General features: G+C 72.7%; 17 protein-coding genes and 3 tRNA genes. 9 read left to right on the top strand and 11 right to left on the bottom strand.

The window, feature by feature from the left end:
* Positions 1–39 precede the first annotated feature (39 nt).
* The gene (locus tag FHU40_RS25460) at positions 40–588 is read right to left on the bottom strand and encodes a GNAT family N-acetyltransferase (RefSeq protein WP_183592107.1); all 549 of its coding nucleotides are present in this window, start codon (positions 586–588) and stop codon (positions 40–42) included.
* Positions 589–630: 42 nt separating this feature from the next.
* Between FHU40_RS25460 and FHU40_RS25455 the strand changes: the two genes are divergently transcribed.
* Positions 631–1,305 carry a PaaI family thioesterase gene (locus FHU40_RS25455; protein WP_215525470.1) on the top strand — a complete coding sequence of 225 codons (675 nt, stop codon included), beginning with the start codon at positions 631–633 and terminating at the stop codon, positions 1,303–1,305.
* A gap of 3 nt (positions 1,306–1,308) precedes the next feature.
* Here FHU40_RS25455 and FHU40_RS25450 read toward each other — a convergent pair whose 3' ends face one another.
* Entirely contained in the window at positions 1,309–2,811 is a 1,503-nt protein-coding gene (locus tag FHU40_RS25450) for an NAD(P)/FAD-dependent oxidoreductase (protein WP_183592108.1), read from the bottom strand.
* A gap of 317 nt (positions 2,812–3,128) precedes the next feature.
* On the opposite strand from FHU40_RS25450, the gene FHU40_RS25445 reads away from it, so the two are divergent.
* Positions 3,129–4,010: an ATP-binding protein gene (locus FHU40_RS25445; RefSeq protein ID WP_252274796.1), complete on the top strand. Its 882-nt coding sequence runs from the start codon at positions 3,129–3,131 to the stop codon at positions 4,008–4,010.
* A 25-nt stretch (positions 4,011–4,035) separates the two neighbouring features.
* Here the strand turns inward: FHU40_RS25445 and FHU40_RS25440 are convergent, their stop codons facing one another.
* The 5 genes from FHU40_RS25440 to FHU40_RS25420 form a co-directional block, all read right to left on the bottom strand.
* Positions 4,036–4,392 (bottom strand): metallopeptidase family protein, encoded by a 357-nt coding sequence (locus tag FHU40_RS25440; RefSeq protein ID WP_183592110.1) that lies wholly within the window; start codon positions 4,390–4,392, stop codon positions 4,036–4,038.
* A gap of 208 nt (positions 4,393–4,600) precedes the next feature.
* The gene (locus FHU40_RS25435) at positions 4,601–5,032 is read right to left on the bottom strand and encodes a PIN domain-containing protein (protein WP_183592111.1); all 432 of its coding nucleotides are present in this window, start codon (positions 5,030–5,032) and stop codon (positions 4,601–4,603) included.
* On the bottom strand, positions 5,029–5,250 hold the full coding sequence (locus tag FHU40_RS25430) for a hypothetical protein (protein WP_183592112.1): 222 nt from the start codon (positions 5,248–5,250) through the stop codon (positions 5,029–5,031). Before FHU40_RS25430 ends, FHU40_RS25435 begins: the two co-directional genes overlap by 4 nt.
* A 320-nt stretch (positions 5,251–5,570) precedes the next feature.
* Positions 5,571–5,647, bottom strand: a tRNA-Asp gene (locus FHU40_RS25425).
* Positions 5,648–5,740: 93 nt separating this feature from the next.
* Positions 5,741–5,813: transfer RNA gene (locus FHU40_RS25420), tRNA-Glu, on the bottom strand.
* Positions 5,814–5,925: 112 nt separating this feature from the next.
* On the opposite strand from FHU40_RS25420, the gene FHU40_RS25415 reads away from it, so the two are divergent.
* Positions 5,926–5,999 (top strand) — tRNA-Phe (locus tag FHU40_RS25415).
* 85 nt (positions 6,000–6,084) lie between these two features.
* Here FHU40_RS25415 and FHU40_RS25410 read toward each other — a convergent pair.
* On the bottom strand, positions 6,085–6,468 hold the full coding sequence (locus FHU40_RS25410; RefSeq protein WP_183592113.1) for a hypothetical protein: 384 nt from the start codon (positions 6,466–6,468) through the stop codon (positions 6,085–6,087).
* A gap of 213 nt (positions 6,469–6,681) precedes the next feature.
* On the opposite strand from FHU40_RS25410, the gene FHU40_RS25405 reads away from it, so the two are divergent.
* The 6 genes from FHU40_RS25405 (at position 6,682) to FHU40_RS25380 (ending at position 18,803) form a co-directional block, all read left to right on the top strand.
* A complete protein-coding gene (locus tag FHU40_RS25405; RefSeq protein WP_183595293.1) occupies positions 6,682–8,940 on the top strand; it encodes an eCIS core domain-containing protein in 2,259 nt (752 codons plus the stop codon).
* Positions 8,941–8,944: 4 nt separating this feature from the next.
* Positions 8,945–10,864, top strand: a complete 1,920-nt coding sequence (locus FHU40_RS25400) for an AAA family ATPase (RefSeq protein ID WP_183595292.1) — start codon at positions 8,945–8,947, stop codon at positions 10,862–10,864.
* A 149-nt stretch (positions 10,865–11,013) separates the two neighbouring features.
* A complete protein-coding gene (locus tag FHU40_RS29790) occupies positions 11,014–13,074 on the top strand; it encodes an ATP-binding protein (RefSeq protein WP_183595291.1) in 2,061 nt (686 codons plus the stop codon).
* Complete coding sequence (locus FHU40_RS25390; RefSeq protein ID WP_183595290.1) at positions 13,071–16,280, top strand: response regulator; 3,210 nt, start codon at positions 13,071–13,073, stop codon at positions 16,278–16,280. The genes FHU40_RS29790 and FHU40_RS25390 overlap by 4 nt, the downstream gene beginning before the upstream one ends.
* Positions 16,281–16,302: 22 nt before the next feature.
* Entirely contained in the window at positions 16,303–17,574 is a 1,272-nt protein-coding gene (locus FHU40_RS25385) for a hypothetical protein (RefSeq protein ID WP_183595289.1), read from the top strand.
* Between the two features lie 77 nt (positions 17,575–17,651).
* On the top strand, positions 17,652–18,803 hold the full coding sequence (locus tag FHU40_RS25380; protein WP_183595288.1) for a Glu/Leu/Phe/Val family dehydrogenase: 1,152 nt from the start codon (positions 17,652–17,654) through the stop codon (positions 18,801–18,803).
* A gap of 488 nt (positions 18,804–19,291) precedes the next feature.
* On the opposite strand, the gene FHU40_RS25375 is transcribed toward FHU40_RS25380, so the two are convergent.
* The 3 genes from FHU40_RS25375 to purF all read right to left on the bottom strand — a co-directional run bounded on the left by FHU40_RS25375 (position 19,292) and on the right by purF (position 22,275).
* On the bottom strand, positions 19,292–19,480 hold the full coding sequence (locus FHU40_RS25375) for a DUF3073 domain-containing protein (RefSeq protein WP_183595287.1): 189 nt from the start codon (positions 19,478–19,480) through the stop codon (positions 19,292–19,294).
* 140 nt (positions 19,481–19,620) lie between these two features.
* Positions 19,621–20,691 carry a phosphoribosylformylglycinamidine cyclo-ligase gene (gene purM, locus FHU40_RS25370; protein WP_183595286.1) on the bottom strand — a complete coding sequence of 357 codons (1,071 nt, stop codon included), beginning with the start codon at positions 20,689–20,691 and terminating at the stop codon, positions 19,621–19,623.
* A gap of 39 nt (positions 20,692–20,730) precedes the next feature.
* Entirely contained in the window at positions 20,731–22,275 is a 1,545-nt protein-coding gene (purF, locus tag FHU40_RS25365; RefSeq protein ID WP_183595285.1) for an amidophosphoribosyltransferase, read from the bottom strand.
* Positions 22,276–22,287 lie beyond the last annotated feature (12 nt).

The following is a 22,287-nucleotide window of genomic DNA, read 5'->3' as shown; positions in this document are numbered from 1 at the left end:
GACCCGAGACGCCGGCGGTTCACTCCATTTCGGACCGGATCAGGAGCGGGTCAGCCCGGTGTCGATCCAGTAGCGGCGCTTGCCGTTGCGGGTGTCCTCGTAGACCCCGCCGCCGCGCTCGATCGTGCCCCGCGAGCCCACGTTGTCGTCGTCGCAGGTGACGAGGACGCGGTCGATTCCGAGGTCGGCGGCCCGGTGGACGGCCAGGGCGAGGGCGCGGGACGCGTGGCCCTGCCGACGGCGTGAGGGGCGTACGCCGTACCCGATGTGGCCGCCCTCCTCGAGCAGCCAGGCGTTCAGGGTGTGCCGCAGCGCCAGGAAGCCGACGACCTCACGGTCGGGCCCGTCGCGGTCGGTGATCCAGAAGTAGGTGCAGTGCACCTTGTCGTCGGGCAGCGGCGTGGCCGGGTCGGCCTGCGCGACGAGGTGCTCGACGACGGCGCGACAGCCGTCCTCGGTGACGTCGAGCGTCTCGAACTCCCACAGCCCCGCACCGTGGACGTGCTGCTCGCCCGCCCGATGGAACTCGCCGATCGCCTCCGCCCAGGAGGCGGCGAGGGCGACGTCGGGAAGGTCCAGGGAGGTCATGGCTCCGATTCCATCAAATGGAACGTGTTCTAGGATCGAGCGGTGGGTGGATTCCAGCAGGACGAGATGACCCCGGAGCAGATCGAGCACGAGGTGGGGCTCTACGGGCCGTTCACCGAGGTCGTGCGGGAGCTCGTCGACGCGACGATCCGCACCGAGGTCGACGACGACGAGATCCGGGCGGTGCAGGCCGAGCTCGAGGACATCGTGGCGCGGCTGCGGCGCTCCCAGCTCGACGGCCCGTACGGCGTGCGCTTCAACGCGACCGGCCACGGTCGGCCGTGGGGCAACTCGGTCGTGGGACTGCGCAACGCAATCGCCCCGCCGCTGGCCATCGAGCGCGAGAGCACCGGCCGGGTGCGGTGCGAGTTCCACCTCGGCGCGGCGTACGAGGGCCCGCCGAGCCTGGTGCACGGCGGCGTGTCCGCGCTGATCCTCGACCAGATGCTCGGCGAGGCGGCCGGCGCCGGGGGTCGCCCCGGGATGACCGCGACACTCACCCTGCACTACCGGCGGGCGACGCCCCTGGGCGACCTGCGGGCGGAGGCGTGGATCGAGCGCACCGAGGGCATCAAGACCTGGGCGCACGGCCGGATCGAGGACGCCGAGGGCGTCACCGTCGAGGCGGAGGGCCTGTTCATCCTGCCGCGCTGGGCGCGCGAGCTGGCGTTCCCGACCGGGGACGCCGCGGAGACGCCCCCGTCGTACGCCGAGTAGCGGTCAGCCGACCTGGTGCTCGACGCGGACGCCGCGCACGCCGGAGTCGGTGAGCCGGGCCTCCTCGGCCGCTCGCTCCTCGAGCTCCGCGCGACGCGTGGTCTCGAGAAGCGCCCGGGCCGCGTCGTACGCCCCGGGGTCGGAGACCAGGTCGGCGGCGCCGTGCTTGAGCCGCCCCAGCGCGCTGCGCGCGAAGATCTGCTGCTCGGTGGTGGTGCGCTCGGACCGGCCGCGGCCGATGAACGAGACGAACCAGTGCAGCAGCGCGGTCAGGCGGTTCTTGAAGCCGGTGATGTAGATCAGGTGCAGCGCCAGCCACATCAGCCAGGCGATCAGTCCGGTGAACCGGAACCGGCCGATCAGCGCCACCGCGCGGAACCGGCTGATGATCGCCATTGAGCCCTTGTCGAAGTACGTGAACGGACCCAGCGAGGGCTTGGACCGCAGTCGGCGGTCGATCTCCTTGGCGGCGTACTTGGCGCCCTGGATCGCCACCTGCGCGACGCCCGGCAGGTTGTCGAGCGCGATCATGTCGCCGACCACGAAGACCTCGGGGTGTCCGGGGAGTGTGAGGTCGGGGTTGACGGCGATCCGGCCGGCCCGGTCCAGCGGCGCGCCGGTCTGCTCCGACAGCGTGCGGCCGAGCGGGTTCGCGGCGACGCCCGCGGCCCAGATCTTGGTGACGCTGTCGATGCGCTCGACGCGACCGTCCTTGAACTGCATCGCGATGCCGCGCTCGTCGACGTCGGTCACCATCGCGCCGAGCACGACCTCGACGCCGAGCTTCTCCAGCTCGGACCTGGTCTTCTCGCCGAGCTTCCTGCCGAACGGCGGCAGCACCTGCGGCGCGGCGTCGACCAGGATCACCCGTGCGTGCCGCGAGTTGATCGCTCGGAAGTCCTTCTTGAGGGTGCGGTGCGCGAGCTCGGCGATCTGCCCGGCCATCTCGACGCCGGTCGGTCCGGCGCCGACGACGACGAAGGTCAGCAGGTGGTCAACGTTCTCGCCGCGGCTGGCGCCGATCTCGGCCAGCTCGAAGGCGCCGAAGATCCGCCCGCGCAGCTCGAGCGCGTCGTCGATGCTCTTCATGCCCGGTGCGAACTCGGCGAAGCGGTCGTTGCCGAAGTAGGACTGGCCGGCGCCGGCGGCGACGATCAGCGAGTCGTACGGCGTGATCGTCGAGCGGCCCAGGACTGTCGAGGTCACGGTGTGGGCGGCGAGGTCGATCGCGCTGACCTCGCCGAGCAGCACCTGCGCGTTGCGCTGGCCGGCGAGGATCTCGCGCGTCGGCGGGGCGATCTCGCCCTGGGACAGGATGCCGGTGGCGACCTGGTAGAGCAGCGGCTGGAAGAGGTGGTGGGTGGTCTTCGCGACCATCGTCACCTCGACATCCGCGTGCCGCAGCGCCTTGGTGCCGAACAGCCCACCGAACCCGGAGCCGATGACCACCACCCGGTGCTTGCCGCTCGGCTGCTCGACGACCTCGGTGCTCGGCTGCGTTGCCATCGTGAACCTCTCACTACCGCTGTGGACCGTGCTGTCAGAACACCCTCCGCCGTACCCATTGTTCCGGTCGCGGCCCGGATCGGGCCATTCCCGCCGGGTCTGGTCCGTCACAGCGACGGCCGACGACCAGTTCCGTGCCGACCAGATGTCTGGACCACCGGAATCGGCCCCACGGGCCAGGTTTCGGTGCGGATTCGCGGGGGTAGACGAGCCGTCAGCGGCACTGCCGTGATCAAGCATGCCCTCATGAGCCTCTCGTGGAGACGACCGTGCCTCTGAACAGGCCCGCCCTGTCCTTGGGTCCAGGGCCCCGCAGCGTGCAGGACGCACGCCGCTGGGTGGTCGGCACCTGCCACGAGATCGGCCGCGACGACCTGGCCGAGTGCGCCGAGCTCGGCGTCTCCGAGCTGGTGACCAACGCCCTGCTGCACGCCGAGCCGCAGCTGACCGTGCGGGTCCGGGGCACGCGCGAGCACCCGCGCGTGGAGGTCCAGGACGGGTCGGTGGAGCAGCCGGTCATGCCGACGGACGAGGTACGGGTCGAGGACGACGTGCTGCTCACGTTCGGCCGCGGCCTCGGCATCGTCGCCCGCTGCTCGACCGCGTGGGGGGTCGACCTCGAGGACGACGGGAAGACCGTCTGGTTCGCTCCGGCCACCCGGCCCGGTGGGGTGCCGGTCGCGGGCAGGATCACCGGCCACCAGCCCCCGACCAAGCCCGAGCCATCGCCCGACGAGATGCACATCGACATCGTCGGCGTACCCCTGCGGTCGTTCGTGCAGTTCCAGCGGCACTACCGCGAGCTGCGGCGGGAGGTGCGGCTGCTCGCGCTCGCGCACGAGTCCGACTACCCACTCGCCAAGGACCTCTCCGACCTCTTCGGCTCGCTCGAGCGCGACCTGCGCGAGGGCATCGGCGCCGAGCAGATCGAGCAGGCGCTCGCCTCGGGCGCGGCCGCCGCCGACCTGCATGTCGCGATGCCGCGCGAGACCGCGGCCACGATCGGCCGGTTCATCGAGCTGCTCGACCTCGCCGACGCCTTCTGCCGCGAGGAGCGCCTGCTCTCCCTCGCCCGGACGCCGGGTCAGCAGCGCTTCCAGCGCTGGTTCCTCAGCGAGTTCGTCCGGCAGGAGCGCGGCGAGGCGCCGCTGCCGTGGAAGAACGCGCCCTCGGCGCGCCCGCGCAGCAGCGCCTCGTGACCCGCGGCGTACGACGCGGGCCGGGTCACGCGTAGCCCAGGTCGTGCAGGCGGTCGTCGTCGATGCCGAAGTGATGCGCGACCTCGTGCACGACCGTGATCCGGACCTCGTCCTCGAGCTCCTCGACGCTCCCGCACATGTCGAGCAGCGGGTTGCGGAAGATGAAGATGCGGTCCGGCAGGCTCATCATCGGGTCGCCCCAGCGCTCGGTCAGCGCGATGCCGTCGTAGAGGCCGAGCAGGTCGTCGGGCTCGCCCTCGGGCGGCTCGGCCTCCACGAGCACCACGACGTTACGGACCAGCGCGGCGATCTCGTCCGGGATCCCGTCGAGGGCGCGGTCGACGAGCGCGTCGAAGTCCTCGGGCGACATCTCCACCGGCATGGCGCCATTGTGGCGGGTCGCACGAAGCGGGGCGGCCCCGGCGACGGCGCCCGGAAATGGACGATGCCCCGGACCAGGTGGTCCGGGGCATCCTCTCGCCATCTCGGCTGAGCGACCCCGACGGGACTCGAACCCACGGCCTCCGCCGTGACGGGGCCGGTCCCCGCCGATGGTTGCGCGGGTCAGCACGCATCTCGAGCCTTGGCTCTCAGGGCGAGAGTTCCGGCAGCAGCAGGAATGCCTCCACATGGCGAGGGCGGACGACTCGGAAGTGCCGGCGATCGAGCGTCGCGATCTCGGCGACACCGAACCGCTCGGCGAGCGCGATCACTGACGCATCCGCGGTACCGAGCGGGAGATCGTCGTAGCGAGCCACGAGCTCAGCGATGCGCGCGGTATCCGACCGGGTCAGGTTGACCAATTCGAAGCTCCCATTGGCAACCGAATCGAGGAAGGCGACCTCGGCGAAGGTTCCGACCTTGGCCTCCAACATGTAGCCGACCTCGGCCATGACGGTCTGCGGCAACAGCAGCCGTCGACCAGCCAGGCGAAGTCCGGTGAACAGCTCAACGCAGGCATGGTGGTCGGCGTCCCTGCGGTCGGCTGCGGCGAAGATCGGGCCTGTGTCGCAGATGATCACGACCGGCGGGCGCCGAATCCCTCAGCGAGTACCTCGTCGACACGTCGTGCGTTGTCCGTGCGGCCATCTCGAGATTCGCCGATGCCGAAGAACCTCGGCGGCCACTCTCCGACCGGCGTCGGTGAGACCAGGCGCCGGACGTCCGCGAGCACGAGCTCGACCTGATCGTCGGGCAGACCCTCGATCAGGTGGATGAGCTCGTCGCGGTGCGCGGTCATGGATTGAGTGTAGGCGGCGACGACCGCACCGGACGGAACCCTCCTCGATCGGCGACCAGCTCCGCACAGGCTTCGGCGCGACCTACTGCGCAATCTTCTGCGCGATTCGGCAAGGACGCCGGAGACGTAGGGCGGAGCCGGCAGTCGCCAGCCTGCCAGGGGAGGTGCTCGCAACCGGCGTTCTGCAGGTCGGCGGGCATCCGGGCCCGGCCAACCTCGGCCTCTCGCGCCGCTGCACCGAGATTCTGCACGGCTTCTGCAGGGCTTCTGCAGGCGAAAGGCCCTCTGACTGCGTTTCCGCTGATCAGAGGGCCTTTCAATGGCGACCCCGACGGGACTCGAACCCGCGGCCTCCGCCGTGACAGGGCGGCGCGCTAACCAACTGCGCTACGGGGCCAGGTGTGGTGCTGGTGCTTCATTGCTGGAGCCGTGGAACTCTAACCCACGAACCACCCAGCTTCCCAATCGGCGCCGGTGGCCGTGGCGCTCGCACCCCCAACCGGATTCGAACCGGCGCTACCGCCGTGAAAGGGCGGGGTCCTAGGCCGCTAGACGATGGGGGCCAGACGCACCCAGCAGCATAGGGCGGGACGGCACGTCGCACGAATCCCACCCGACCTTCGGACGCCCGGTTTTCGTCGGTCGGCGGACGCTCCTGTAGGGTGTGCGTCGCTCGGGCAGGTAGCTCAGTTGGTACGAGCGTCCGCCTGAAAAGTGGAAGGTCGGCGGTTCGACCCCGCCCCTGCCCACGAGCACGCAGGGCTCCGAACCTGCAGCGAGGGCCCCGCCGGTCTCCGGCGGGGCCCTCGTCACATTCGGCCCCGCCCCCGAGCGTCAGGCGATGCGCTCCCGAGGTACGGCGAGCCGCGGCACCCCGCCGAGGCCGGGCCGGTAGCGGACCCGCTCGGCGTACTGCTCCAGGGTGCGGTAGAGGGTCTGGTGGGCCGCCCACGGGAGCGGCTCGGCGCCGTCGTACCAGCTGTCGCCGAAGGAGATCCAGACCGGAGTCCAGTCGGCGGCGTGGTCCCAGGCGCCGCGGCGGGCCATCAGCAGCCGCCGCCGCTCCTGGAACGCCCGACGCGGGCCGTCGGCGCAGATCGGGGCGGTGGTGATGGGCCAGACCCGCAGGTCGAGGGTCATCAGGTGCACCTCGAGCTCGTGCAGCACCCCCGGGTCGACCAGCACGGTGGCGACGTTCTCGTGGGGCACGCGCTCCATGCAGGAACGTTCCCCGACGCTGCCGCCCCCGTCAACCACCCGGATCGGGCCGGGGCACCCTGGGGTCGGAGTGGCCCAGACCGACCAGCCCTTTTCACCCATTCGGATGTGAGGAGGGGCGTCCGCTCGCTAGCGTGGTCGCCGCCCCGAGCCCCCTGGAGGATCCCCGTGCGCCGAGCCACCTTCGCTGCGCAGCTGCCGGCAGGTCGAGCGATGTCCGCACTGCTCGACCGGAGCGAGCAGGCGGAGCCCGCTCCCCCGGTGCGTCGGTCGCTCGAGGTCGGGGCGGCCGACGACCGCGCCGAGCTGGAGGCCGACGCGGTCGCCGCCCAGGTGCTCGGCAGGCTCGCGGAGCGCCACGAGCACGCGCCCGGGTGCGGCCACGACGACGGCGTGCGCCGGGCGCCGGCCGCCGGCACGACGGGGACGATCGGGGCGGCGGGCGGAACGCTGGACGAGGGTGCCACCGGCGCGATCGAGTCCGCGCGCGGCGGCGGGTCCGCGCTGGACAGCGGCGTACGCCGCGAGATGGAGGCCGGCTTCGGCCACAGCCTCGGCGACGTGCGCATCCACACCGACGCCCGCGCCGACGAGCTGAGCCGGCAGATGTCCGCCCGCGCCTTCACGACCGGGCGCGACATCTTCTTCGCCCGCGGGGAGTACGACCCGACCTCGGCGGCCGGCCGGCACACGCTCGCGCACGAGCTCGCCCACACGGTGCAGGAGGGCGGCCCGGCCCGCCGCAAGCTGCGCGGCACGGCCGAGGCGTTGGAGCAACAGGGCGGCGGCATGACCTCCGGGAAGTTCCGGAAGGCGATCGGGCTCCTCACCAACTGGGACAAGATCGTCGCCGGCACGAAGGCCTACGAGCTGGAGGAGACCAAGCTCCTCGCCGGCGGCAAGAACCCCGACCCCATGGTCCTCATGAAGGCCAAGCCGGGCATGCTCAAGCTGCTCGCCAAGATCCAGTCGGCGGTCAAGGACTGGCGCAAGTCGAACGACAGCACCAAGGAGGACGCCAAGTTCGAGCGGTCCCGGTTCGGCGGTCTCAACAACGACATCGAGGAGAACCGCACCGAGGACGACCGCACCAAGTCCGGGCGCCGCCAGGCCGTGGCCCTGCTGGATCCGCGCGTCGGCCACGAGGTCTCGCTGCTCAGCGCGAAGGACGGTCAGGGGTGGCTGAGCTCCCTGGGGCTCAGCACGAACCAGGTCACCGGCACGGGTCGCCAGGACGGCGGCCAGGTCAACCAGGTCTCGGAGCTCCACTTCAAGACCGAGTCGGGCGAGATGTCCGGGTTCTTCAAGGAGGACAAGGGCTTCAACGCGAAGTCCGAGGGGCACGAGACCGAGGTCGGGATCCGGCAGGTCGACCCCAACTACGGCGCTCGGTCGATCGCGCTCTACCGCCTCGACCAGCTGTTCAACGCCGGCGTCACGGCACGCGCCGAGTTCGCCGTGCACAAGAACGGGGACGGCAAGAGCGTCCTCGGCACCGTGCTGGAGAGCTCGAAGGGCACGAAGGCCGTCGACGTGAAGTACCACGTCGCGGGCGACGAGAAGGATCCCGGATCGGTCGACCTCTACGACCCCGTGCTCCAGCGCGGCCTCAACAAGCTCCAGCTGCTCGACGCGATCTGCGGACAGCTCGACCGCCACATGGGCAACTACTTCGTCCAGGACGACGGCAAGGGCAATGTCACCGGCGTCACGGGCATCGACCTCGACATGGCGTTCGGCAGCAAGATGACCTCCGTCGACTACAAGGGCGCCCAGAACTACAAGGGGCTCCCCGAGTACATCGACAAGGAGATGGGCCAGAAGATCCTGCAGATCACGCCCGCCGACATCCGCGCCGCCCTGACTGGGCTGCTCTCCAAGCCCGAGATCGACGCGACGGTCAGCCGCTTCACCGAGGTGCAGAAGGCGGTCAAGCAGGCCGAGAAGGACGGCAAGCTGCAGGAGAGCTGGGACGCGAAGTCCGGCCAGCGCGGCCCGACGTACGACAAGAGCCGCCACGGGCAGAAGACCTATCACCAGTCGGCACGCGAGAACCGCCGCATCGCCCTCGACGTCGAGTGCGACGCCGCCTTGAAGCGCGCGCTCCTCGACGAGCTGCCGAACGGGCCGGACAGCTCCGACCGCGAGGTGCACCAGCTGCTGTCCGACGCACTGGAGATCGGCCTCTTCTGGGGCGGCAACTCCAACTCGTTCGCGGTCAAGGTGCTCGGCGCCCACATCTTCGACAACCACCTGCCGAACACCGTGGCCGACCGGCTCGCGCCGCTGCTCGTCCGCGAGCTCCTCGGAGGCATCGACCAGTCGGCGATCATCGTCGAGCTCCAGGAGGCGTTCGACGGCGGCTCCCGGTCGAAGCTCAAGTCCCGGACCACGGACCAGCTCAAGGCGGTGCTCGCCGCGAGGCAGACGCTGATCGCCAAGAAGCTCACCGCCGCCAGCGGACGAGGCTGACCGGGTGGCGCAGGCCTGGGAGCGCCTCGGCCGCCTGCTCGCGGAGCGGACGGCCCTGGTGGGCGGCCTGCAGGGGGAGAGCGACGGCGTGCTGCTGCCGGGCGAGCTCGACCGCCTCGCCGGTCGGCCCGAGCGGCAGGGACCGACCCGCGAGGAGGTGGCGGCGGCGTACGAGCCGCTGATCGCCGACGCGCGCAAGGACCTCCTCGCGGAGCTGGAGCAGGACACCGTGCTCGGGCGCATCGCGCGGTACGCCGGCCTGGCCGAGCCGGACGCCACGGTGCTCGCCCTCGCCGCCGCCGCCGAGCTCGACGAGGCGGTGGGGCAGCTCCTCGGTGGACCGCTCACCGTCGGCATGCTGCGCTCGATGCTCGGCGACGACGCGGTGACCGCGGTCGGTGACGACGCGCCCCTGCGCCGCGCCGCCCTGGTGCGGGTCGTCGGCGGCGGCCCGCTCGGCGGCAGCACCGTGCAGCTGGCCCGGCGGGTGGCATGGGCGCTGGTCGGCGACCTCTCCTTCGACCCCGACCTCCCGGCGGACCTCGAGGTCTCGGTGGCCCCGGCCGACCGGGCCGCGGGGGGCGAGCGGGTGCTGGTCAGCGGTCCCGACCGGGTACGCCGGGTCCAGGCCGCGACCGACCGGACCGCCGGGGTGGCCTTCCTGGTCGCCGTACCCCCGCCCGACGAGCGGGGCTGGGAGGCGTTGGTGGCCCAGGCGACGGTGGTGGGAGCCGGCCTGGTCCTCGACCTGCCGCCGCGCTCCGAGGAGCGCGGCGAGCCGATCGGCCCGCTCGCCCGGCGCTGGATCGACCGGGCCGGACACCTGCCGATCGCCGTCTGCGCGGCCGAGCCGGTGGCCCTGGAGTCACTCCCCCGGCAGCGCTGGACCGAGGTCGTCGCCGCCGGCCCGGAGGTCGACGCCGCCGAGTGGAGCGCGGTCTTCGGCGAGGCGGAGCTGCCGGCGCGGCGTCCGAGCGCCAGCCAGCTGCGGTCCCTCGAGCTGGTCGCCGACGCGGACACCGACCCGGTGCGCGCCCTGCGCCGGCTCGCCTCGGGGTCGCTGCTCCAGCACGCCCGGCGGGTCGAGCCCCGGGCGACGTGGTCGGACCTGGTGCTGCCGCCGCCGCAGGAGCGCCAGCTCCGCGCCCTGGTCGACCGCTACCGGCACCGGGCGCGCGTGCATGACGAGTGGCACCTGCCGCTCTACCCCTCACCGGGCGTCGTGGCGCTCTTCTCCGGCCACTCCGGCACCGGCAAGACCACCAGCGCCGAGGTGATCGCGCACGAGCTCGGCGTCGACCTCTTCCGCGTCGACCTGTCCGCGCTGGTGAGCAAGTACATCGGCGAGACCGAGAAGAACCTCGAGCAGATCTTCTCCGCCGCGCACGCCGGCAACTACCTGCTGCTCTTCGACGAGGCGGACTCGCTCTTCGGCAGCCGCTCGGCCGTCACCGACGCCCGCGACCGCTACGCCAACATGGAGGTCTCCTACCTGCTGCAGCGGCTCGAGACCTACGACGGCTTCGTCGTGCTCACCTCGAACTTCCAAGGCAACATCGACGACGCGTTCCTGCGCCGCATCCACACCACGGTCTCCTTCCCGATGCCGAGCCCCGACGACCGGGTGCGGATCTGGGAGCGCTGCCTGGCCGACGCGCCGCGCGGCGACGTCGACCTCGACCACCTGGCGCGCTCCTTCGAGATCAGTGGCGGCTCGATCCGCAACGCCGCCCTGAGCGCGGCCTTCCTCGCGGCCGGACGGGACCGGCCGATCGGCATGGTCGAGCTGCTCGCCGCGGTGGTCGAGGAGTACGCCAAGCTGCGCCAGCGGGTCTCGCCGGCCCAGCTCGGGCCCTGGGCGACGGAGGTCTCCGAGCTGGTGGGCGGCCTCACCGGCGGAGCATCGGGCGCCACGACGGGCTGACGACACCGGTCGCCGAGCGGGCCGGGAGTCGCACCTCCTGGGACGTCACTGCCCTGCCGGGACGTCATACGGACGGAGGCACCGCTTGCTCGATCCGGATGACGCCCCCGGCCGGGCTGCGGCACGATGAGCCCGCAACGGTCGGTCGCGTGGGTGGGGAGGGTGCCGTGCTGGACGTCGGGGTCGCGCCCGCGACCGGGCGAGGGCAGCGGACGCTCGCCCTGGCGGTGGGCGGGGCGGTCTGTGCGCTCGGCCTGGTCTCGCTGGTGCTGGCGACCGTCAACATCGGCTCGCCCGGGCCGCCGTTCGTGGTGCACCGGCAGTTCTACCCCTCCGACCTGCTGATCGCGGTGGTCTACGCGTCGTTCGGGGCGTTCGTGGTGGTGCGGAGCGGACACCTGATCGGGTGGGCGCTCGAGCTGGTGGGGCTGGGGTTCTGCCTGACGGCGTTCGGGATCCAGTACGCCGTGCTGGGCGTCGAGCACCCGGACGTGCCGGCGTACGCCTGGCTCAGCCAGCTCGTCGTCACCGGCTGGGTGACGGGGGTTCTGGCGTGCGTGCTGCTGGTGCCGTGCCTGATCGGCCCGCGGACCCCGACCGGGCTGCGGCGGGTGCTGGCGCTGCTGGCCGCCGCGGTGGCGATCTCGGCCGGGGTGGTGCGCTACCTGACGCAGACGGCCGACGCTCCCCCGAACCCACTCACCGGCGGCACCTGGGTCGCCGAGGCGGCGCAGGCCTACGACGACTGGGCCGTCCCCGTCTACGTGCTGCTGGGGCTCGTGGCGGTCGCCGACCTCGCGGCGCGCGTGCGGCGCAGCTCCGGGGGCGACCGCCGGGCGCTGCGCTGGGTGCTGGTGAGCGTGCTGACGACGACGGTGGCCTACGTCAGCTTTGAGATCGGGCTGAGCCTGGGCCGGCTGACGCTGACCCTCGGCGCCGCCGGCCTGACCGCGGCGATGCTCGCGCTGTCGGCGGCCATCTTCGTCGTGGTGCGCCGGCCGACCTGGAACCTCGACCTCGCGGTCTCCCGGGCCACCGTCGGCGCGCTGCTCACCCTCTTCGTGATCGCGGCGTACGTCGTGCTCGTGTGGCTGGGCGGCCAGCTGCTGCCCGTGGAGCGCGAGGACGCGGGCCTGTTCGCCGTCGCCCTGCTCGCCCTGGCGGCGATGCCGGTGCGGGGCTGGCTGCAGCAGCGGGTGGAGCGGCTGGTCTACGGATCGGCGTCCGACGCGGGCCAGCTGCTCGAGCGGCTGGGCGCCCAGGCCGGGCCGGGCGACGACCGGAGCGTGCTCGAGGACCTCACCGAGGGGCTGCGCCGCAGCCTGCGCCTCGCCACGGTCGTCGTCGAGGCGATGGACGCCCAGCTGTCGGTGACGGCCGGCACCCCGGCCGACGGGCTGGTCGCCGTGCCGCTCCACAGTCGCGGGCGGCAGGTCGGGACGCTGTGGCTGGGCCCGCCCCCGGGCGAGCGGCTCGACCTGCGCACCCTGCAGCTGGTGCGGCAGATCTCCGGGCTGGTCGCCAGCGCCCTCGACCTCGCCCTGGTCAACGCCGACCTGGAGCGGGCCCGCAGTCGGCTGCTCGACGTACGCCAGGAGGAGCGCCGGTTGCTGCGCCGTGAGCTGCACGACAGCCTCGGTCCGTCCCTCGCCGGCATCTCGCTCGCGCTCGCGGGGATGGTGCGCACGTCGACGCTGACCGCGGCGGACGCGGAGCTGCTCGGACACCTCCAGGAGGAGCTGACCCACCGCGCCCAGGACATCCGGCTGATGTCGCGGTCCCTGCTGCCGCCGGCGCTGGAGGAGGGTCGGCTCGGCGAGGCGCTCGACGCGCTGGCCCGGCGGTTCAGCAGCACCGGCATGGACATCGACGTGGCGGCCGACCGGCCCGACCTAATCGACGGCCGGCGCCAGGTGACGATCTACCACGTGGCCGCCGAGGCGGTGCTCAACGCCCACCGGCACGCCGACGCCGGCCACTGCTCGGTGCGGCTGGAGCGGCTCGACGACGACGCGCTCCGCCTGACCGTCGCCGACGACGGCCGCGGGATCTCCGAGGCCGACGACACCGGGATCGGGCTGCGGTCGATGCGGGAGCGCGCGGCCGAGCTGGGCGGAGCGCTCACGATCACCGCCGCCACCGGTCGCGGTACCAGCGTGCAGATGGTGTTGCCCGCCGGCCCACCCGGGTCGGGTAAGAATGACCCATGACCGGCGGGCGTCAGAAGGGGCCGGGGGCCGACCCCGCCCTGCTGCGACGGCTCTTCGAGGCCAACCCGGACGGGCTGTGGCTCATCGACGACGCGGGCGTGACCAGCTGGGCGAACGACGCGATGGCCGGCATCCTCGGCCGGGCCCCGGAGGAGATGGCGGGGCTCCCGGTCGTCGACACCATGGACGCGCAGGGCCAGCAGGACTTCCTGCGGTCCCTGGCCCGGATGATCGCGACCGGCACGGGGGTCGACAACGTCGACGCCTACTTCCTGCGGCCCGACGGCAGCTCGGTGTGGGGCCTGATCAGCTGCACGCCGGTCGCTGACGACGACGGCACCCGCCTGGGCTGGCTGCACCGGGTCACGGCGCACACCGAGCGCAAGGTGCGGCACGACGCACTCGTCGAGCGCGAGCACCAGCTCGCCACCGCGCAGCGGATCGCGCGCATCGGCAGCTGGGAGTGGGACGTCGCGACCGACCGAGTGCACTGGTCGGACGAGCTGTGCCGGATCTTCGACGTGCCGTCCGGCACCAGCCCGGACTTCGAGGAGTACCTGCGCCTGGTCCACCCCGGCGACCGCGAGCACGCCGCGGCGTCGATCCAGGAGGCCGCCGAGTCCACCGTGGGCGAGTACGAGTTCGACCACCGGGTGGTACGGCGCGACGGCGCGGTGCGGTGGGTCCGCGGCCGCGGCGTCGTGCGGCGCGCCGCCGACGGCACGGTGGTCCGGATGAGCGGAACCGCCCAGGACATCACCGATCTCCACACCGCCGACGAGCAGGCGGCGGAGGCGACGCGGAGGCTCTTCCTGCTCCAGCAGATGGCGATGGCCGCCAACCGCGCGACGAGCCTGCGCGAGGCGCTGGTGATGATGGGCGCCGGCGTCCCCGAGAACACCACCTGGGCGACGATCTGCGCCTATCTGTACGACGGGCCGGGGGACGAGCCGGAGCTGTTCGACATGCGCGGCGACGGCGTCGCCGTCGAGCCGGACCGCTCCCTGGCGGAGGTCGCCCGCGCGGCCCGCGAGGTGGCGGTGGGCATCCCGTCGGCGCTGGCCGCGACGCACCGGCTGGTCGCGATGCCGGTGCTGCTCGGCCACGAGGTCGTCTGCGTCGTGGAGCTGGTCGCCGACGAGATCCCGCCCGACGAGAACTCCCGCGAGCTGATGACCCAGATCGGACACCAGCTCGCGGTGGTCGCCGAGCGCGAGCGCAGCGCCGCCCATCTCGCCGAGGCGCGCGACGACGCGATGGAGGCCTCCCGGCTCAAGTCGGAGTTCCTCGCGACCATGTCGCACGAGATCCGGACCCCGATGAACGGCGTCATCGGCCTGACCGACCTGCTGCTGCGCACCGACCTCGACGAGCACCAGCGCCGGCTGGCCGCCAACCTGCAGAACGCCGGGATGACCCTCCTCGGGATCATCAACGACATCCTCGACCTCTCCAAGATCGAGTCGGGCAAGCTCGAGCTGGAGGTGGCCGACTTCGACGTCCGCGCCGCCTTCGACCAGGTCGCGTCGGTGCTCAGCGGGCCGGCCCACGAGAAGGGACTCGAGCTGGTCGTCGCGTGCCACCCCGACGTCCCCCTCGTGGTGCGCGGCGACGCGGTGCGCTTCGGCCAGGTGGTGAGCAACCTCGGGAGCAACGCGGTGAAGTTCACCGACTGCGGCGAGGTCGTGATCGAGGCCCACGTGGAGCGCCAGACCCCGCGCGACGTGGTGCTCCGCGTCGACGTCACCGACACCGGGGTCGGCATCGCGCCGCACGCCCGCGAGTCGGTCTTCGACGCGTTCACCCAGGCCGACCCGTCGACCACCCGCCGACACGGCGGGACCGGGCTCGGCCTCGCGATCTCCCGCCAGCTCGTCGCCGCGCTGGGCGGCGAACTGTGGGTGAGCAGCGAGCCGGACGTCGGCAGCACCTTCTCGTTCACGGCCCGGCTCGGGCGGGTCGCGAGCGCGGCGGACCGCGACGTGGCCGGGTCCGGTCAGCTGCGCGGGCGCCGGATCCTGGTCGTCGACGACAACGAGACCAACCGGATGATCCTCGAGCACCAGCTGGCCGCCTGGCACATGCGCGCGGTCGCGGTCGCCTCCTCCGAGGCCGCGCTGGACGTACTGCGCGGGGCCGCGCGGCACGGCGATCCGTTCGAGGTGATCGTGCTCGACCAGCGGATGCCCGACATCGACGGGCTCGAGCTCGCCGGGTTGGTGCGGGCCGACCCCGCGGTGCCACCCGCGGAGATGCTGCTGCTCAGCTCCGAGCAGGTGTCGCGGCAGCGGGTGGCCGACGCGGGGATCCGGACCTGCCTGAGCAAGCCCGTGCGGCACCTCGAGCTGCAGGACGCGCTGCTCGCCGTGCTCGCCCCGCGCCCGCACCCCTCCTCCGGGGAGCGCGGCGCGGCAGCCGGTGCCGACCTCGGCCTCCGGGTGCTGGTCGTGGAGGACAACGCCGTCAACCAGTTGGTCGCGACCGGTCTCCTCGAGCACCTGGGCTGCACGGTCGACGTCGCCGACGACGGCGCGGCGGCCGTGGACCGGCTGACCGGGGAGCACGGGTACGCCGCGGTGCTCATGGACTGCCGGATGCCGACGCTCGACGGCTTCGACGCGACCCGCCGGATCCGCGCCCGTGAGCCGGCCGGGCAGCGGGTCCCGATCATCGCGATGACCGCGTCGGCGCTCGAGGGCGAGCGTGAGCGCTGCCTCGAGGCCGGCATGGACGACTACCTCACCAAGCCCGTCGACGTGGCCGAGGTCGAGCGCGCGCTGCGGACCTGGGCCGGCCTGCCGCCCGCGGCCCCGATCGTGCCGTGCCCGTCGTCGGTCGAGGCGGTCGCCCCACCCGGCGTCCTCGACCCCGAGCGGGTGGAGGTGCTGGCGGCGCTGGTCAAGGACGGCACGTCCTTCTTCGAGCGCACCGCGGCGTCCTTCATGGGCCGCGTCGGCGGGCAGGTGCTGGCGATCCGGGGCGCCGTCGAGCGCGCCGACGCCGACGCGCTGCTCACCTCGGCCCACCAGCTCAAGGGCAGCGCACTCAACCTCGGCCTGCCGCGGGTGGCCGCGATCGCCGAGCGGCTCGAGACGCTCGGCCACGCCGGGCGCACCGACGACACGGCGCAGCTGCTCGACGAGCTCACCGCCGAGGTCGACCTGGCCGTGTCGGCCCTCCAGCAGGCCACCGCCCGCGACGGCTGACCGCGACTGGGAGAATCCTGCGGTGCTCCCCCGCTTCGAGGTCGTCGCCCGTCGCCGCCCCGTCGACCTGGTCGTGCCGGGCTCGTCGCTCGACGAGGTCGTGGCACCGTACGCCGCGGTGACCGGCCCGGGGTCGCTCGAGCTGGCGTCCGGCTCCGACCGGCTGGTGGCGCGGTACGACGGCGACTCGGTCTGGCTCGAGGTGACGACCGGCGGGCGCACCACCGAGCACCGCTCCCGTCGTCTCGCCCGGCCCGACGGCCCGGTGCGCGAGGTCGCCCTGGCGCTGACCGGCACCCACGTCACCGCGCTCACCCGGGGCGGCGACGCCTGGACCGCGCGGGCCAAGGTCGACCTGCGGAGCCGGATCGACACCCGCGACGAGGCCTGGCTGGGCGAGCTCGGGAGCGACGCCCCGCGAGCCGGCCGGTTCGGCCAACTGGGCCTGCGCGACGTCCGGCTGGTCAGCCACACCGACGGCGCGCCGTACCGGCTCGGCGACCGGGTGCTGTTGTCGGCCACGAGCGCCGGCCCCGGCTTCTTCGACACCGCCCACACGTCGGTCTGGTCGCTCGACGTCGACAGCCTGGACCTCCAGCACGTGTCGGACCTCTTCTTCCGCCGGCCGGACGCGCCCGGGGCGTACGGCGACCACGCCACCCACGTGGTGCGCGACGGCGACCGATGGCTGGTCGCGACCAGCACGTGGGGCGACTTCGACCGTCGCCGGCCGGGCGCGACCGTGGGCGTCACGCTGGCCGAGACCTCGGCCGACCTGCTCGGCGGACGACACCTGCTCGACACCCGGCCGCTGGTGCTGCCCACGGAGGGGCTGCGCTCGGTCGGGGTGTGGGACCCGCACCTGGTGCGCGACGGCGAGGAGTGGCTGGTCGGCTTCGTGAGCGCCCCGGCGTTCTTCGTCTTCCATCCCGCGCTCGCGAGCGGACCCTCACTCGACGCGCTGACGCTGCGCGCCGCCGCGGCCGACCGGACCGCGACCGAGGGCACCACGCTGGTCCGGCTCGGCGACGGCTGGCGGGTGCTGGCCAGCGACGGGCGGGACAGCCGGCGGCGGCTGCGCGAGCGCTACCCGGTCTTCGACCTGGACCTGCGGGAGACCGGCACGCTGGCCGCGCCGTACCCGACCAACATCCCGTGGCCGACGCTGGTGCCGGTCGGCGACTCCTGGCTGCTGGTGGCCTTCGACGGCACCCGGCACGGTGGCCGGATCGCCGGCTACGGGACCCACGGCGACCTGGTCTTCATGCGGCCGGAGGCCCGGACTACCGTGTGATGCAGGGCACGCGCCACCCCTGCGTGCCGACCACTGCGCCACCCACCCCGTGGCCGATCCAGAAAAGCAGGACCACCATGTCCGACGTCTTCGAACCCGGATCCGAGCACGAGCAGGTCGTCTTCGCCCACGACCCCGGCACCGGCCTCAAGGCCATCATCGCGATCCACTCGACCGCCCTCGGTCCGGCGCTGGGCGGCACTCGCTTCCACCCGTACGCCTCGACCGCCGACGCCCTGCGCGACGTGCTCAACCTCTCGCGCGGCATGTCCTACAAGGCGGCGCTCGCCGGGCTCGACCTCGGCGGCGGCAAGGCGGTCATCATCGGGGACCCGGCCACGACGAAGAGCGAGGCGCTGCTGCGCGCCTACGGCCGGCACGTCCAGTCCCTCGGCGGGCGCTACTACACCGCGTGCGATGTCGGCACCTTCTCCGTGGACATGGACGACATCGCCCGCGAGTGCTCCTTCGTGACCGGCCGGACCGTCGCCCACGGCGGCGCCGGGGACAGCTCGGTGCTCACGTCGTACGGCGTCTTCCAGGGCATGCGCGCGGCCGCGACCGTCGCCTGGGGCGGGCCGTCGCTGGAGGGCCGGGTGGTCGGTGTCGCCGGTGTCGGCAAGGTCGGCAGCCATCTGGTGCGGCACCTGGTCGAGGACGGCGCCTCGGTGGTCGTCACCGACGTGTCGGAGCCGGCGGTCGAGCGGGTGCGGTCGGACTTCCCGACCGTGCGGGTGGTGGCGTCCGAGGCCGCGCTGGTCGCCGCGCAGCTGGACGTCTACGCGCCCTGCGCGATGGGCGACGCGCTCACCGACACCGTCGTCGAGGCACTCTCGGCGCGGATCGTCTGCGGCGCCGCCAACAACCAGCTCGCCCACCCCGGCGTCGAGAAGTCGCTCGAGGAGCGCGGCATCCTCTACGCACCGGACTACTGCGTGAACGCCGGCGGCCTGATCCAGGTCGCCGACGAGCTCGAAGGGCGGTCCCTGAGGAGCTCGCGCGACGAGGATCCGGAAGGGCGGTCCCTGAGGAGCTCGCGCAGCGAGCGTCTCGAAGGGTTCAGCTTCGAGCGCGCCCACCAGCGCACCACCGGCATCTTCGACACCACCCTGCGGGTCCTCGAGCTCGCCGCGTCCGACGGCGTACCTCCCGCCATCGCCGCCGACCGGCTCGCCGAGCGGCGGATGCGCGAGGTCGGTCGGCTGCGCGGGATGTGGCTGCCGCGGTAGTCATCGCGGGGTTTCGGCTGCTGGCAGCCGGAACCCGCACGACCCGCCGGGCCGACACGGCGTGTCGTGCGGGTATCGACTGCCAGGTGGGAGGCGGGGTGCCGGTGTGACACCTGATGCGTCCCCGGGCGCGCCTCCACGCGGCGTGATGGTTCTCGGGGGAAGAGGGCGGCCGCGTCAGCGGCGGCGCGGGCGGAGCCCGTGCCGACAACCGCGCCCGTCGGCCGACCGGCAGGGTCCCGCGCTCAAGGACGGCCGCAGGCCGCCGCGCAGCGGCCGAGCGCCAGCGAGCTCCTTGACGGCGGGAGCCGGTCGGCTACCGCGCGGCCGCCCCGACCAACCACCCGGAGCATGCCCGCATCCAGGTGGTTTCGAGGCTCAGGCGCCAGCGCGCCTTCGCACCTCGACCACCGGACTCACGCAGGAGAGTGAACCCCGCGCCCGTCGGCCCCACCCACCGAGGACCAGCCAGGTGGGCTAGAGAGGTATCAGTCGCGACGCGAGTCGGAGTAGTCCGACCACTCGTCGAGCCCGTCCGGCTCGGGCGGGTCGCTGTCATCTCGCTCGCTCTGCCCGTGCAGTTCACGCGCAAGCGCACCGAAGTCCGTCTCGTGCGTGCGGTACTTCAGGTCGCGAGCGACCTTCGTCTGCTTGGCTTTCGCTCGGCCGCGCCCCATAGGGTCCGACCCCCTCGCACCTCGGCCGGGGCTCTCGGCTCCCGGGCTGTCTCAAGAGTTCTCGTGGGGCCAACGCTACCTGCTGGGTGGCTGTTCCCGCACATCGGTTCGACCGGAAGTCGGACCAGTCACACGGAAACTCACCAGCCGGGGTGCTGTCCGACCAGTTCGACGGTGCCGCCGCGCTCGGCGGCGGCGCTCACCTCGCCCGCGATCCAGGCCCGGACGCCGTGCTCGCCGAGCACCGCGATCGCTGCGTCCGCGTCGGCGGGGTCGGTCAGCGCCACCATGCCGACACCGCAGTTCAGGGTCATCTCGAGGTCCGGCTGGGGTACGTCGCCGACCCGGCGGACCAGGTCGAAGACCGGCTGGGGGGTCCACGTCGCCCGGTCGATGGTCGCGGTCAGCTCGACCGGCAGCACCCGCTCCAGGTTCGCGGCCAGGCCGCCGCCGGTGACGTGGGACATCGCGTGGGTGCGGGTCCGGTCGGCGAGCGCGAGGCAGGCCTTCGCGTAGATCCGGGTGGGCTCGAGGAGCTCCTCCCCCAGGGTCCGGCCGAGCTCGTCGACGTGCCGGTCGAGCGACCAGCCCGCGGTCGCGAGCAGCACGTGCCGCACCAGCGAGTAGCCGTTGGAGTGCAGGCCGGAGGCCTCCATCGCCAGTACGACGTCGCCGGGGCGGACCCGCCCGGGGCCGAGCAGCCGGTCGGCCTCGACCACGCCCGTGGTCGAGCCCGCCACGTCGTACTCGTCGGGGCCGAGCAGCCCGGGGTGCTCGGCCGTCTCGCCGCCCAGCAGGGCGCAGCCGGCCTCGACGCAGGCCTCGGCGATGCCCTTCACGATCGCCGCGATGCGCTCGGGCACCACCCGGCCGGTCGCGATGTAGTCGGTGAGGAAGAGCGGCTCGGCACCGCAGACGACGAGGTCGTCGACGAGCATGCCGACCAGGTCGAAGCCGATCGTGTCGTGCTTGTCGAGTGCCTGGGCGATCGCGACCTTGGTGCCGACGCCGTCGGCGGAGGTCGCGAGCAGCGGCCGCTCGTAGGACTTCAGGGCGGAGGCGTCGAAGAGGCCGGCGAAGCCGCCGATGCCGCCGATCATCTCGGGGCGACGGGCCTTGTCGATCCAGACCTTCATCAGCTCGACGGCCTTGTCGCCGGCCTCGATCGAGACCCCGGCCTCGGCGTACGCGTTGGGCTTGTGGTCGGACACGACGCTCCTACTCACGGCCGGCTCGGTGCCGGCCGTTGGTCACGGGTTGTTGAGGACGGGCAGGGCCTTGCCGACGGTCGGCGAGCTCAGGGTCGCCTCCAGCAGATGCTTGCCGAGCAGGCTCTCGTCGGGCAGCGGCACGGGGTACTCGCCGGTGAAGCACGCCCGGCACAGCCGGTCGGCCGACTGTCCGGTGGCGGCGACCATGCCGGCGAGCGAGATGTAGCCGAGGCTGTCCGCGCCGATGCTCGCGGCGATCTCCTCGGGGGTCAGGCCGTTGGCGATCAGCTCCGCGCGGGTGGCGAAGTCGATGCCGTAGAAGCACGGCCACTTCACGGGCGGGCTGGAGATCCGCACGTGCACCTCGAGCGCCCCGGCCTCGCGGAGCATCCGCACCTGGGCGCGCTGGGTGTTGCCGCGGACGATCGAGTCGTCGACGACCACGACGCGCTTGCCGCGGATCATGTGCTCCAGCGCGTTGAGCTTGAGCCGGATGCCGAGCTGGCGCAGCGTCTGGCTGGGCTGGATGAAGGTGCGTCCGACGTAGGCGTTCTTCACGAAGCCCTGGCCGAACGGGATCCCGGCCTCCTCGGCGTACCCGGCCGCGGCGGGCGTGCCCGACTCGGGCACCGGGATCACCAGGTCGGCCTCGACGGGGTACTCCCGGGCGAGCTGGCGCCCCATCTCGACCCGCGACTCGTGGACCGAGCGGGCGCTGATCGTGGCGTCGGGGCGGGCCAGGTAGACGTACTCGAAGACGCAGCCCTTGGGCGCGGGCTCGGCGAAGGTGTGCGAGCGGAGACCGTTCTCGTCAATGACGATCATCTCGCCGGGCTCGACCTCGCGGACCACGCTGGCGCCGATCGTGGCGAGTGCGGCGTCCTCGCTGGCGACCACCCAGCCGCGCTCGAGGCGACCGAGCACGAGCGGGCGGATCCCCTGCGGGTCGCGCGCGGCGTACAGGGTGTCCTCGTTCATCCAGACGAAGCAGAACGCCCCGCGCAGCAGCGGCAGCACCTCCAGGGCGCGCTGCTCCAGCGAGGTGTCGGGGTGGTGCGCGAGCAGCGCGGTGACCAGGCCGGTGTCGTTGGTCGACGACTCGACCGGCCGGGTGTGCAGCTCGAGCTCGTCGTCGGGGCCCGGCAGGTCCACGACCATCTGCGCGAGCTCGTGGGTGTTGATCAGGTTGCCGTTGTGGCCGAGCGCGATCGAGCCGTCGGCGGTGGGCCGGAAGGTCGGCTGGGCGTTCTCCCAGGTGCTCGCGCCGGTCGTGGAGTATCGGCTGTGGCCGATGGCGAGGTGCCCCTTGAGCGACTCCAGCGTGGTCTCGTCGAAGACCTGGGAGACCAGGCCCATGTCCTTGTAGACCAGGATCTGCCGGCCGTTGCTCACCGCGATGCCCGCGGACTCCTGGCCGCGGTGCTGCAGCGCGTAGAGCCCGAAGTAGGTCAGCTTGGCGACGTCCTCGCCCGGAGCCCAGACGCCGAACACCCCGCAGGCGTCCTGAGGTCCCTGCTCATGAGGGTCGAGAGCCGCGGTCAGCCTGCCGTCGCCGCCCCTGCGGGGGCTGGATTGGAAGGGCACGACCCGAGTCTA

It is taken from the genome of Nocardioides soli, assembly GCF_014191495.1.
Lineage (GTDB): Bacteria > Actinomycetota > Actinomycetes > Propionibacteriales > Nocardioidaceae > Nocardioides > Nocardioides soli.
The sequence above is the reverse complement of the archived record's forward strand: the minus strand, read 5'-3'. Positions and strand labels throughout refer to the sequence as shown.